Source organism: Pseudomonas sp. TWRC1-2 (assembly GCF_049896685.1).
GTDB lineage: Bacteria > Pseudomonadota > Gammaproteobacteria > Pseudomonadales > Pseudomonadaceae > Aquipseudomonas.
This window is the reverse complement of record NZ_JAFCUU010000002.1, coordinates 604589-618030: the sequence shown is the minus strand read 5'-3', so window position 1 is coordinate 618030 and position 13442 is coordinate 604589. Positions and strand designations below refer to the sequence as shown.

9 protein-coding genes are annotated in these 13442 nt (G+C 61.0%); 4 read left to right on the top strand and 5 right to left on the bottom strand.

The window, feature by feature from the left end; genetic code table 11:
• The first annotated feature begins 63 nt into the window (after positions 1 to 63).
• The gene (locus ACP7B3_RS07300) at positions 64 to 408 is read left to right on the top strand and encodes a YggL family protein (RefSeq protein WP_003193255.1); all 345 of its coding nucleotides are present in this window, start codon (positions 64 to 66) and stop codon (positions 406 to 408) included.
• A gap of 37 nt (positions 409 to 445) precedes the next feature.
• Here the strand turns inward: ACP7B3_RS07300 and ACP7B3_RS07295 are convergent, their stop codons facing one another.
• Positions 446 to 1636: a benzoate/H(+) symporter BenE family transporter gene (locus ACP7B3_RS07295; RefSeq protein ID WP_242195874.1), complete on the bottom strand. Its 1191-nt coding sequence runs from the start codon at positions 1634 to 1636 to the stop codon at positions 446 to 448.
• Between the two features lie 226 nt (positions 1637 to 1862).
• On the opposite strand from ACP7B3_RS07295, the gene ACP7B3_RS07290 reads away from it, so the two are divergent.
• Positions 1863 to 2627, top strand: coding sequence for a GntR family transcriptional regulator (locus ACP7B3_RS07290; RefSeq protein ID WP_017134778.1), 765 nt, complete (start codon positions 1863 to 1865; stop codon positions 2625 to 2627).
• Between the two features lie 139 nt (positions 2628 to 2766).
• Here ACP7B3_RS07290 and guaD read toward each other — a convergent pair whose 3' ends face one another.
• The 4 genes from guaD to xdhA form a co-directional block, all read right to left on the bottom strand.
• Positions 2767 to 4071, bottom strand: a complete 1305-nt coding sequence (gene guaD / locus ACP7B3_RS07285) for a guanine deaminase (protein WP_426178537.1) — start codon at positions 4069 to 4071, stop codon at positions 2767 to 2769.
• 12 nt (positions 4072 to 4083) lie between these two features.
• The gene (gene xdhC, locus ACP7B3_RS07280; protein ID WP_145159098.1) at positions 4084 to 4923 is read right to left on the bottom strand and encodes a xanthine dehydrogenase accessory protein XdhC; all 840 of its coding nucleotides are present in this window, start codon (positions 4921 to 4923) and stop codon (positions 4084 to 4086) included.
• A 118-nt stretch (positions 4924 to 5041) separates the two neighbouring features.
• Positions 5042 to 7441, bottom strand: coding sequence for a xanthine dehydrogenase molybdopterin binding subunit (gene xdhB / locus ACP7B3_RS07275; RefSeq protein WP_145159096.1), 2400 nt, complete (start codon positions 7439 to 7441; stop codon positions 5042 to 5044).
• Positions 7434 to 8882 carry a xanthine dehydrogenase small subunit gene (gene xdhA / locus ACP7B3_RS07270; RefSeq protein WP_145159094.1) on the bottom strand — a complete coding sequence of 483 codons (1449 nt, stop codon included), beginning with the start codon at positions 8880 to 8882 and terminating at the stop codon, positions 7434 to 7436. Before xdhA ends, xdhB begins: the two co-directional genes overlap by 8 nt.
• Before the next feature lie 280 nt (positions 8883 to 9162).
• On the opposite strand from xdhA, the gene ACP7B3_RS07265 reads away from it, so the two are divergent.
• Together ACP7B3_RS07265 and smc are read left to right on the top strand one after the other, a co-directional pair.
• A complete protein-coding gene (locus ACP7B3_RS07265) occupies positions 9163 to 9822 on the top strand; it encodes a GntR family transcriptional regulator (protein ID WP_426178536.1) in 660 nt (219 codons plus the stop codon).
• Between the two features lie 2 nt (positions 9823 to 9824).
• Positions 9825 to 13313, top strand: coding sequence for a chromosome segregation protein SMC (smc, locus tag ACP7B3_RS07260; protein ID WP_426178535.1), 3489 nt, complete (start codon positions 9825 to 9827; stop codon positions 13311 to 13313).
• Positions 13314 to 13442 lie beyond the last annotated feature (129 nt).

Below are 13442 nucleotides of genomic sequence, written 5' to 3'. Positions count from 1 at the left end.
TCGGGCAATCCTTGCCTTAAACTGCTAAAGTGCCGCCCGTTATTACTTATGAGGATTGTTCCAATGGCGACTAACCGTTCCCAGCGTCTGCGCAAAAAACTGTGCGTTGATGAATTTCAAGAGCTGGGTTTCGAACTGAACCTGGACTTCAACGAAGGCCTGAGTGAAGAAGCTATCGACGCTTTCCTCGAAGCATTCATCAAAGAAGCCATGGAAGCCAACGGTCTGGGCTATGTCGGCGGCGATGACTACGGTCTGGTTTGCCTGCAGAAGCGTGGCTCGGTCTCCGAAGAGCAGCGTGCTGCTGTTGAAGCCTGGCTGAAAACCCGTTCCGAGCTGACCAAGGCTGAAGTCAGCCCGTTGCTGGACGTGTGGTATCCAGAAAAGCCGATCAACGCGGCTAAGTGATACTGAAAAAAACGGCGACCTTCGGGTCGCCGTTTTTTTATGCCTTGCGCCCGTTCAGAATCAGCAGCGTCAACACCCCCGCCACAATCCCCCAGAACGCCGAACCGATGGAAAACAACGTCAAGCCTGACGCGGTGACCATAAAGGTGATCAGCGCCGCTTCGCGTTCCTTCGGCTCATTCATGGCGATGCTCAAGCCATTGATGATCGAGCCAAACAACGCCAGCGCTGCAATCGACAGCACCAGTTCCTTTGGCAATGCTGCGAACAATGCCGCCAAGGTCGCGCCAAATACCCCGGCAATCCCGTAGAACACACCGCACCACACCGCGGCGGTGTAGCGCTTGTTGCGGTCTTCATGGGCATGCGGCCCGGTGCAGATGGCCGCGCTGATTGCCGCCAGGTTGATGCCGTGGGAGCCGAAGGGGGCGAGCACCAGCGAGGCCAGGCCGGTGGCGGTGATCAAAGGCGAGGCGGGCACGGTGTAGCCATCGGCACGCAGCACGGCGACGCCGGGCATGTTCTGCGAGGTCATTGCCACCACGAACAGCGGAATGCCGATACTGATGGTCGCCGCCAGCGAGAAATGCGGCGTGGTCCACACCGGTATCGCCACTTCGAGGTGAAAACCACTGAAATCCAGCAACCCCATCAGCCCCGACAGCACAGTGCCAAGCACCAGCGCGGCGAGCACCGCATAGCGTGGTGACAGGCGCTTGATGATCAGGTAAGTGAAAAACATCCCCAGCACCAGGCCGGTGCGATGCTGCGCGGCGACGAAAATCTCGCTGCCGATCTTGAACAGGATTCCCGCCAGCAAGGCCGCCGCCAGCGACGACGGGATGCGCTTGACCAGTTTTTCGAAACTGCCGGTCAGCCCGCACAGCGTCACCAGCACGGCGCAGGTGATGTAGGCACCAATGGCCTCGCCGTAACTCACGCCGCCCAGGCTGGTGATCAACAGCGCCGCGCCGGGTGTGGACCAGGCAATGGTGATGGGCGTGCGATAGCGCAGGGACAAGCCGATGCTGCACACCGCCATGCCGATGGAGATGGCCCAGATCCACGAAGAAATCTGCGCCGTGGTCAACCCGGCGGCCTGGCCGGCCTGAAACATCAGGACCAGCGAGCTGGTGTAGCCGGTCATCATGGCAATGAAGCCGGCGACGATGGCCGACGCAGAAGTGTCGGCCAACGGGCGCAAAGGCGCTTGGGTGGCGTCGTTCATGGAGAGGTGTTCCTTTTACCTGGGTATTTGTCAGTGAAGGCGCAGATTCAAGCCTAAACTCAAACGTAACTACTCGTTGCGATACAGCCGACGCTGCAAACAGCCGTACAGTGTGTTGGCGCATTGGGTTGTGTACAATGTGCCCTGTTTTTAGGTGATACTTGCCAGCAACCTGCGCTTGCCGTATTACCGTTAATTCGCCGCCGTTCTCCAAACCCGAGTGCCCATGAACGAACAGTTGCAACCTCTCAAGAAACAACCGCGAGCCGGCAAGGCCGGTCGCAGCGGAACCCAGGACGATATCGTTTACGCGCATATCTTCGAGGCCATCCTTGAACAACGCCTGGCGCCCGGAACCAAGTTGAGTGAAGAGGCACTGGGCGAAATCTTCGGCGTCAGCCGCACCATCATTCGCCGCGCGCTCTCGCGTCTGGCCCATGAAGGCGTGGTACTGCTGCGGCCCAATCGTGGTGCGGTGGTGGCGAGCCCGAGTGTAGAAGAAGCGCGTCAGGTATTTTTGGCCCGGCGTCTGGTCGAACGGGCGATCACGGAATTGGCAGTGCAGCACGCCACGGCCGAACAGCTGGCCGAGCTGCGCCAGATGGTCAACGACGAGCGCGACAGCTTCTCCCGCGGCGACCGCGGTGCCGGTATCCGCCTCTCCGGCGAATTCCACCTCAAGCTGGCCGAGGCGGCGAAGAACGCGCCGCTGATCAGCTTCCAGCGCAGCCTGGTGTCGCAGACCTCGTTGATCATCGCCCAGTACGAAAGCGGCAACCGCTCGCACTGTTCCTACGATGAGCACACGCAGCTGATCGATGCGATCGAAGCACGCGATGCAACGTTGGCGGTGAATTTGATGATGCACCACATGGATCACATCGACAGCAAGCTCAACCTCGATGAGGAAAGCGCGTCGGACGATTTGCACGCGGTGTTCTCGCATTTGTTGCAGACGAAAAAGCCGGGACGCTCGTCCGTAAAACTGTAATTTCCCTGACTCACCAGGGCCAGAAATGTGGGAGCGGGCTTGCTCGCGAATGCGGTAGATCAGTCAATGCGTTTGGTGACTGACACTCCGTATTCGCGAGCAAGCCCGCTCCCACATTTGTTTCTCGGTGTGCTTTAGATCAGCGTTGATGCACGAGATTGCCGGCCGCATATGTCTGCAACACCGCCCGGTCATCCCCCAGCGTCATCAGCACAAACAACGTCTCGGCAATATTATTGGCCTGCTTCAAGCGATAGCTGAGCAGCGGCGTGGCGTTGTAATCCAATACCAAAAAGTCCGCATCGGTACCCGGCTGCAGCGTGCCGATCTTGTCTTCCAAACGCAGCGCTCGCGCGCCACCCAAGGTGGCCAGGTACAGCGACTTGAACGGGCTCAACCGCGCGCCCTGCAACTGCATGACCTTGTAGGCCTCGTTCAACGTTTGCAGCAGCGAGAAGCTGGTACCGCCGCCCACGTCAGTGCCCAGGCCGACATTCAGCTTGTGCTTCTCGGCCATCGGCAGATTGAACAAACCGCTGCCGAGGAAGAAGTTCGAGGTCGGGCAGAACGCTACCGCCGAACCCGTTTCGGCGAGGCGCGCGCACTCGTCATCGCACAGGTGCACGCCGTGGGCAAACACCGAGCGCTCACCCAGCAATTTGTAGTGGTCATACACGTCCAGATAGCCCTTGCGCTCCGGGAACAGTTCTTTCACCCATGCCACTTCCTGCAGGTTTTCACTGATGTGAGTCTGCATGTACAGGTCCGGGTATTCGCCCAGCAATTGCCCGGCCAGCGTCAGTTGCGCCGGGGTGCTGGTCGGGGCAAAACGTGGCGTGACCGCGTAGTGCAAACGGCCCTTGCCGTGCCAGCGTTCGATCAGCGCCTTGCTTTCCTGGTAGCCGGATTCGGCGGTGTCGGTCAGATAGTCCGGCGCGTTGCGGTCCATCATTACCTTGCCGGCGATCATGCGCAGGTCGAGTTTCTCGGCCGCTTCAAAAAATGAATTGACTGATTGCGGGTGCACGCTGCCGAACACCAGCGCCGTGGTGGTGCCGTTGCGCAGCAGTTCCTTGATGAAGATGTCTGCGACTTCTTCGGCATGGGCCTTGTCGGCGAACTGGCTTTCACACGGGAAGGTGTAGGTGTTGAGCCAATCCAGCAACTGCTCGCCATAGGCGCCGACCATGCCGGTTTGCGGCAGGTGGATATGGGTGTCGATCAGGCCCGGCGTGATCAGCGCATTCTGGTAATGGGTGACGTCGATATCGGCGGGCAGCGTCGGCAGCAAATCGCTGGCGTGGCCCAGGGCGCTGATCTGGCCGTTATCGATCACCAGCAGGCCGTCTTCGAAATACTCATAGGACGCTTCGATCCCCACTTCAGCAGGGTCGGCGATGCTGTGCAAGATGGCGGCACGGTAGGCTTTGCGAGTCAAAGGCATGGTGTTCTCAATTTAGAGTGCTTGGCTGCGGCGCGAGGCCGGCAGCAGTTTGGCAATGGGTTCGGCGCTCGCGGTGTGCTGGCCGAAATTGGCGTTATAGGTGGCGATGATTTCGCCGGCGATGGAGATGGCGATCTCCACCGGCAGTTTGCCCTTCACCTCGGTGAGGCCCATCGGGCAGCGCATGCGTTGCAGTTGCGCGGTGTCGAAGCCGCGATCACGCAGGCGGTGTTCGAACTTGACCCGTTTGGTTTTCGAGCCGATCAGGCCGAAGTAGGCAAAGTCATTGCGCTTGAGCAGCGCGGCGGTCAGTTCCAGGTCCAGCGCGTGATTGTGGGTCATGACGATGCAGTAACTGCCCACTGGCAGGTCGGCAATTTCGTCGACCGGCTCCTCGCTGACGATTTTACGCACGCCCTGGGGAATGTCTTCCGGAAACTCCTGGTCGCGGGAATCGATCCAGCGCACCCGGCACGGCAGGCTCGCCAACAGCGGCACCAACGCGCGGCCGACATGGCCGGCGCCAAACACTGCAATGTGCGCCTGCACCTGGCCCATGGGTTCGAACAGCAGCACAGTCACACCGCCGCAGCACTGGCCCAGGCTTGCACCGAGGCTGAAGCGCTCCAGATGCGTGTTTTGCTGGCCGCGCACGAGCATGTCGCGGGCGATCTGCATCGCCTTGTATTCCAGGTGCCCGCCACCGATGGTGTCGAAGGTCTGCGCGGCGCTGATCACCATCTTCGAGCCGGCATTGCGCGGCGTGGAGCCGAGCTCTTCGATGATGGTCACCAGCACGCAGGGTTCGCCGCGGTTCTGCAGGTCGGCGAGGGCGCTGATCCAGTTGTTCATAGTCACCTCTTGTGGCGTCTGTCAGGCCGCTATCGGGGGCAAGCCCCCTCCCACATTTTGATGTGTGAACACCATCAAATGTGGGAGCTGGCTTGCCTGCGATGGCAGCACCTCGGTCTTAGAGCGAAGCCATCTCGGTTTCAGCCTCAACAGCCTTTGCCGCCTGCAACTGCCGCATCTGCTCACACCCCCACAACACCCGCTCGGGTGTGGCCGGCGCATCAATTTTGGGCTGATGGCGATACTCACCCACACTCGCCACGGCATCCTTGATCGCGCACCACGAGGCGATCCCGAGCATGAACGGCGGCTCACCCACGGCCTTGGAATGGAACACCGTGTCCTCCGGGTTCTTGCGGTTTTCTACCAGCTTTACGCGTAAATCCAGGGGCATGTCAGCCACGGCCGGGATCTTGTAGCTGGCGGGACCGTTGGTCATCAGCTTGCCTTTGTTGTTCCACACCAGCTCTTCCATGGTCAGCCAGCCCATGCCCTGGATAAAGCCGCCTTCTACCTGGCCGATGTCGATGGCCGGGTTCAGCGAGGCGCCCACGTCGTGCAGGATGTCGGTGCGCAACATCTTGTATTCGCCGGTGAGTGTGTCGACGATCACTTCGCAGCAGGCCGCGCCGAACGCGAAGTAATAGAACGGCCGCCCACGCGCCTGGCTGCGGTCGTAGAAGATTTTCGGGGTCTTGTAGAAACCGGTGCTCGACAGCGAGACCTGGGCGAAATACGCCTGCTGGATCAGGCTCTCAAAGGTCAGGATCTGGTCGCGTACACGCACGTGACCATTGTGAAATTCCACATCCGCTTCACTCACGTCGTACTTGCGTGCGGCAAACTCCACCAGGCGCTGCTTGATGGTTTCGGCGGCGTTCTGCGCAGCCTTGCCGTTCAGGTCGGCACCGCTGGAAGCCGCGGTGGGCGAGGTGTTGGGCACCTTGTCGGTGTTGGTGGCGGTGATCTGCACGCGGTCGATGTCGACCTGGAACACTTCGGCCACCACTTGCGCGACCTTGGTGTTCAAGCCCTGGCCCATTTCGGTGCCGCCGTGGTTCAAATGGATGCTGCCGTCGGTGTAGATGTGGATCAGCGCACCGGCCTGGTTCAGGAAGCTGGCGGTAAACGAAATACCGAACTTCACCGGCGTCAGCGCCAGGCCTTTTTTCAGGATCGGGCTGTGGGCGTTGTACAGGCGGATCGCTTCGCGGCGCTCGGCGTATTGGCTGCTGGCTTCAAGCTCGGCGGTCATCTCTTCGAGCATGTTGTGCTCGACGGTCTGGTAGTAGTGGGTGACGTTGCGCTCGGTCTTGCCGTAGTAATTGGCCTTGCGCACCGCCAATGGGTCCAGACCCAGGTGCCGAGCGATGGCGTCCATCACTTCCTCGATGGCGACCATGCCTTGTGGCCCCCCGAAGCCGCGATACGCGGTGTTGGAGGCCGTGTTGGTCTTGCAACGATGGCCATTAACGGTGGCGTCGCCCAGGTAATACGAATTGTCGGCGTGGAACATCGCGCGGTCGACAATCGAGTTCGACAAGTCTGGCGAGCAGCCGCAGTTACCCGCCAGTTCCAGGTTGATCCCGTGCAGGCGACCCGTGTCGTCAAAGCCCACGTCGTATTCGATATAAAACGGGTGACGCTTGCCGGTCATCAGCATGTCTTCGACGCGCGGCAGGCGCATTTTGGTCGGCTGGCCGGTGAGGCGCGCTACCACCGCGCACAGGCAGGCGGGGCTGGCGGCCTGGGTTTCCTTGCCGCCGAAACCGCCGCCCATGCGGCGCATGTCGACGACGATTTTGTTCATCGACACGTCGAGCACTTCGGCCACCAACTTCTGCACTTCGGTGGGGTTTTGCGTGGAGCAATAGACGATCATGCCGCCGTCTTCGGTGGGCATCACCGACGAGATCTGGGTTTCCAGGTAGAAGTGTTCCTGGCCGCCGATGTGCAGCGTGCCCTGGATACGGTTTTTCGCCGTGGCCAGTGCACCCGCCGAATCACCGCGTTGGTGAGTGTGGCTGTCGAGCACGAAATGCTTGTTGCGAAAGGCCTCGACCACGTCCAGCACCGGCTCCAGGTCTTCGTATTCGATCACCGCCGCCATGGCCGCTTTGCGTGCGGTTTCCAGGTCGCGCGCGGCCACGGCCAGCACCACCTGGCCGACAAACTGCACCGTGTCGATGGCCAGCAACGGGTCGCCGGGCATCAGCGGGCCGATGTCTTTCAGGCCCGGCACGTCTTCGTGGGTGATCGCGATACGCACGCCGTCAAAGGCGTAGCAGGGCGCGGTGTCGATGCTGAGGATGCGGGCGTGGGCACGGTCGGACATGCGCGCATACAGGTGCAGTTGGTTGGGAAATTCCAGGCGGTCATCGATGTACTGCGCCTCGCCGGACACATGCTTGGCGGCGCTGTCGTGCTTGACGCTGCGGCCGACCCCGGAGGTCAGGTCCTGGGCGAACAGCTCGGCGAGTTCGGCCTGGGTTTTAACGACGGCGTGATGGTTAGACATAAGCGGTCACCCGAGTCTCGATGTGCGGCGTTTGCAGTTCGATGAAGTATTTGCGCAGCAGGTTCTGTGCGCTGAGCAGGCGGTATTCCTTGCTGGCGCGAAAGTCCGACAGCGGGGTGAAATCCTCGGCCAGGGCGGCGCAGGCTTTTTCCACCGTGGCGGCGTTCCAGGTGGCGCCCACCAGCACGGCTTCGCAGCTTTTCGCGCGTTTGGGCGTAGCGGCCATGCCCCCGAAGGCGACGCGTGCCTGGTTGATCACGCCGTTCTCGATCTTCAGGTTGAAGGCGGCGCACACCGCAGAAATATCATCGTCCAGGCGCTTGGACACCTTGTAGGCACGGAACAGTGTGTGGCCCTTGGGCACGATGATTTTCTCGATGAATTCGCTGTCCTGACGCGCGGTGACGCGGTAGTCGATGAAGTAGTCTTCCAGCGCCAGGGTGCGGCGCACATTGCCTTTGCACAGCACGATCTGCGCACCCAGGGCGATCAGCAGCGGCGGCGAATCACCAATCGGCGAAGCGTTGCCGATGTTGCCGCCCAAGGTGCCCTGGTTGCGGATTTGCAGGGAGGCGAAGCGGTGCAGCAGGTCGCCGAAGTCCGGGTATTCGTGGTGCAGCGCGGTGTAGCAGTCGGAGAGGGCGGTGGCGGCGCCGATTTCCAGGCGGTCGTCGAAGCGTTCGATGCGCTTCATTTCTTCGATATTGCCGACGTAGATCATCACCGGCAGCGTGCGATGAAACTGCGTGACTTCCAGCGCCAGGTCGGTGCCGCCGGCCAGCAGCCGGGCTTGCGGGTAGGCGTCGTAGAGGTCGGCCAGGTCGGCGACGGTCAGCGGCACCAGGCAGCGTTTGTCGCCACTGTTGAGTTCGCCGGTCTGCGTTGGCGCAATGGCTTTGAGGCGCGCGATGGTCTCGGCCTGGCGGCTGTCAAACTGGTCGACGGGTTTGTTGCAGCAGGCCTGTTCGGCGGCGGCCAGGATCGGGCGGTAGCCGGTGCAACGGCACAAATTGCCGGCCAGCGCTTCGTGGGCTTTTTGGCTGTCGGGGGCGTCGCTGTTCTTTTGCAGGGCAAACAACGACATCACAAAGCCCGGTGTGCAAAAGCCGCATTGCGAGCCGTGGCACTCGACCATGGCTTTTTGCACGCTGTGCAGTTGGCCCTGGTGCTTGAGGTCTTCAACGCTGATCAGCTGTTTGCCGTGCAGCGACGACACAAAGGTCAGGCATGAGTTGAGGCTGCGATAACGAATCTGCTCCGCGCCTTGTTCGTCGCGGTGCAACTCGCCGACCACGACGGTGCACGCCCCGCAATCGCCGCTGGCGCAGCCTTCCTTGGTACCGGGTTTGCCCACGTGCTCACGCAAATAGTTGAGCACGGTCAGGTTGGGGTCCAGGGCGTGCTCACTACGGAGTTCCTGGTTGAGTAAAAACTGGATCACGGAAGGCCTCGCAGACTCATTATTGTTGTTAACCGCTTTGCGCCGAATCTAGTCATGTCTGACTTTTCGGTCAATGATTTTCTGACCAGGAGGTCAAGAAATTACGGTCACAACACTTTCAATTATGGTCCAGTCTTCTGGAACCGTTGTTTTTGGCGGCTTGTGGGTTTTCATCGCTGCTTATTTCATGCCAAATTCGCCACCGTGGGCGTAGCGCCATCAGCGGGCCAATGCGCTACACTGCCGCGCTTGTACTGATAGAAGATTCTGAAGGGAAAACATGACGTTCAAGGCGCCGGACAGTCTCGCCGAGCAAATTGCTCACCACCTCGCCGAACGTATCATTCGCGGCGATCTCAAGCCTGGGGAGCGGATCCAGGAACAGAAAGTTACGCTGGCGCTCAATGTCAGCCGTGGTTCCGTGCGTGAAGCCTTATTGATCCTCGAGCGCCGCCACCTGATCGCGATCCTGCCGCGCCGTGGCGCCCACGTCACCGAGCTCACCGCGCACAAGGTGCAGAGCCTGTGCACGCTGATGGGCGAGTTGTACATCCTGCTCGGCAATGCGGTGGCCGAGGGCTGGAAGGTGCAGGCCGACATGACGCCGTTCCTGCAGATCCAGCTGCGTCTGGTGAACAGTTTTGAGCGTCAGGACATCCGCGCCTTCGTCGAAGAAAGCTTCAACGTGATGCGCGCCGCGTACCCTTTTGCCAACAACCCGTATTTGCAGGAAACCGTCGAGAACCTGCAGCCGGCGATGAACCGCGCCTATTACCTGGCGCTGGATCAGCGCAAGGCGTCCATGAGCGAGTACCTGGCGCTGTTCGAGCAACTGCTCGCCGCCGTGCTGGCGCGTGACCTGGCGCAGATTCGCCTGGTGCTGTCCGCCTACGGCCAGCGCAGTTGTTCATTGGTCATCGCTGCGTTGGCGGACGCCTAAACGTGCGGCTCAAGTGCATCAAACTGGCGGGGTTCAAATCCTTCGTCGACCCGACCACGGTGAACTTCCCCAGTAACATGGCGGCAGTGGTGGGGCCCAATGGCTGCGGCAAGTCGAACATCATCGACGCCGTTCGCTGGGTGATGGGCGAGAGTTCGGCAAAAAACCTGCGCGGCGAGTCGATGACCGACGTCATCTTCAATGGCTCCACCAGCCGTAAACCGGTGAGTCAGGCCAGCATCGAGCTGGTGTTCGACAACTCCGACGGCACCCTGATCGGCGAATACGCGGCGTACGCGGAAATTTCCATTCGCCGCAAAGTGACGCGCGACAGCCAGAACAGCTACTTCCTCAACGGCACCAAGTGCCGGCGCCGGGACATCACCGACATCTTCCTCGGCACCGGCTTGGGCCCGCGCAGCTACTCGATCATCGAGCAGGGCATGATCTCCAAGCTGATCGAAGCCAAGCCCGAAGACCTGCGTAATTTCATTGAAGAAGCAGCCGGCATCTCCAAGTACAAGGAGCGCCGCCGCGAGACCGAAAACCGTATCCGCCGCACCCACGAAAACCTCGCCCGCCTGACCGACCTGCGCGAAGAGCTGGAGCGCCAGTTGGAGCGCCTGCACCGCCAGGCCCAGGCCGCCGAGAAGTATCAGGAATACAAGGGCGAAGAACGCCAGCTCAAGGCGCAACTCTCGGCCCTGCGCTGGCAGGCGCTGAACGATCAGGTCGGCCAGCGCGAAGCGATCATCGGCACCCAGGAAATCAGCTTTGAAGCGCTGGTGGCCGAACAGCGCAATGCCGACGCCAGCATCGAGCGCCTGCGTGACGGTCACCATGACCTGTCCGAGCGCTTCAATCTGGTGCAGGGCCGCTTCTATTCGGTGGGTGGCGACATCGCCCGGGTCGAGCAGAGCATTCAGCATGGCCAGCAGCGTCTGCGCCAACTGCAAGATGATTTGAAGGAAGCCGAGCGCGCGCGCCTGGAGACCGAATCGCACCTGGGCCATGACCGCACCTTGCTGCTGACCCTCGGCGAAGAGCTGGACATGCTCACCCCCGAGCAGGAAATCACCAGTGCCGCCGCCGAAGAAGCCGCCGCCGCCCTGGAAGAGGCCGAAACCACCATGCACGGCTGGCAGGAGCAGTGGGACGCTTTCAACCTGCAATCCGCCGAGCCGCGCCGCCAGGCTGAGGTGCAGCAGTCGCGCATCCAGCAGTTGGAAACCAGCATGGAGCGTCTGGCCGAGCGCCAACGGCGTCTGCAGGAAGAGCGCGTGTTGCTCGCCGCCGACCCGGAAGACGCGGCGATCATGGAGCTGAGCGAGCAACTGGCCGAAAGCGAGATGACGCTGGAAGAGCTCGAAGCCAGCGAAGAACAACAAGTGGAGCGCCTGGAGCAATTGCGTCAGCAACTGCAACAGGCGACCCAGTCGCAGCAGCAGGCCCAGGGCGATTTGCAGCGGCTGAACGGCCGATTGGCGTCGCTGGAGGCCTTGCAGCAAGCCGCGCTGGACCCGGGCACCGGCACTGCCGAGTGGCTGCGCGACCAGCATTTGGCCGAGCGACCGCGCCTGGCGGAAGGGTTAGCAGTTGAAGCGGGTTGGGAGCTGGCGGTAGAGACCGTGCTCGGCGCCGACCTGCAGGCGGTGCTGGTCGACGATTTTGGTGGGTTCGACCTGGCCGGCTTTACTCAGGGCGATCTGCGTTTGCTCAGCCCGGCGGCCGATGGCACGCGCGTGCCGGGCAGTTTGCTGGACAAGGTCGAGGCGGCGATTGACCTGTCGCCCTGGCTGGGGCAGGTCAAACCGGTGGATTCCCTGGAGCAAGCCCTGGCGCAGCGCGGCCAATTGGGCGCGGGCGAAAGCCTGATCAGCCGCGATGGTTATTGGGTGGGTCGCCACTTCCTGCGTGTGCGCCGTGCCAGCGAAGCGGAAAGCGGCGTATTGGCCCGTGGCCAGGAAATCGTCAACCTGAGCGCCGAGCGCGAAGAACGCGAAGCCACCCTCGAACGCCTGGAAACCGAACTGCAAACCCTGCGCGCCACCCAGCGCCAGCAAGAGACCGGCCGCGAACACCTGCGCCGCTTGTTGCAGGACGAAGCGCGCCAGCAAGGTGAACTCAAGGCCCAATTGTCGGCGAGCAAGGCCAAGGTCGAGCAACTGACCCTGCGCCGCACCCGTCTTGATGAAGAAGTGGCGGAGATGGGCGAGCAACGCGCCCTTGAGCACGAACAAATCGGTGAGGCGCGCCTGCAACTGCAGGAAGCCCTCGACAGCATGGCGCTGGACACCGAGCAGCGCGAACTGCTGCTGGCCCAGCGCGACAGCCTGCGCGAACGCCTTGACCGCGTGCGTCAGGAAGCGCGCCAGCACAAGGATCACGCTCACCAATTGGCGGTGCGCCTCGGTTCGTTGCAGGCTCAGCACGCGTCCACGCGTCAGGCCCTTGAGCGCCTGGAGATGCAATCCGAACGCCTCACCGAAAAGCGCGAGCAACTGAGCCTCAACCTGGAGGAAGGCGAAGCGCCGCTGGAAGAATTGCGGCTCAAGCTCGAAGAATTGCTCGACAAGCGCATGACCGTCGACGAAGAACTCAAGACTGCGCAGATCGCCCTGGAAGACGCCGATCGCGAACTGCGCGATGCGGAAAAACGCCGGACCCAGGCCGAGCAGCAATCGCAGTTGATTCGCGGCCAGCTCGAACAGCAGCGCATGGAATGGCAGGCCCTGACGGTTCGCCGCAAGACCCTGCAGGACCAGTTGCTGGAAGACGGCTACGACCTGCACGGCGTGCTTAATACGTTGACCGCCCAGGCCAACGAGAAAGATGCCGAAGAAGAACTTGAACGGATTGCTGCGCGTATTCAGCGACTCGGCGCGATCAACCTCGCAGCCATCGACGAGTATCAGCAGCAGTCCGAGCGCAAACGTTATCTGGATGCCCAGGACGCCGATCTGGTGGAAGCCCTGGACACTTTGGAAAATGTGATCCGCAAGATCGACAAGGAAACCCGTAATCGCTTCAAAGATACCTTTGATCAGATTAATGGCGGTTTACAGGCGTTATTCCCGAAAGTTTTCGGTGGTGGCAGCGCTTACTTGGAACTGACGGGCGAAGATCTACTCGATACAGGGGTGACGATCATGGCGCGGCCTCCGGGCAAGAAGAACAGCACCATCCATTTGTTGTCCGGTGGCGAAAAGGCACTGACGGCATTGGCGCTGGTATTTGCGATCTTCAAGTTGAACCCGGCGCCGTTTTGCATGCTCGACGAAGTTGACGCCCCGCTGGATGACGCTAACGTTGGACGCTACGCTCGGTTGGTTAAAGAGATGTCCCAGACCGTGCAGTTCATCTATATCACCCACAACAAGATCGCCATGGAAATGGCCGATCAATTGATGGGTGTAACGATGCACGAACCCGGTTGTTCGCGTTTGGTGGCGGTGGATGTGGAAGAAGCGATGGCACTGGTGGATGCCTAGCGGCGAGTTGCTGGTTACACGTGTTTGAGGCTTAGAGCTTGCAGCTTGAAGCTCACAGTTGGCGGCTGGCGCAAGCGATCTTTCATGTGGCCCAAACATGGCAAATCGACACATTTCGCGCCAACTGTG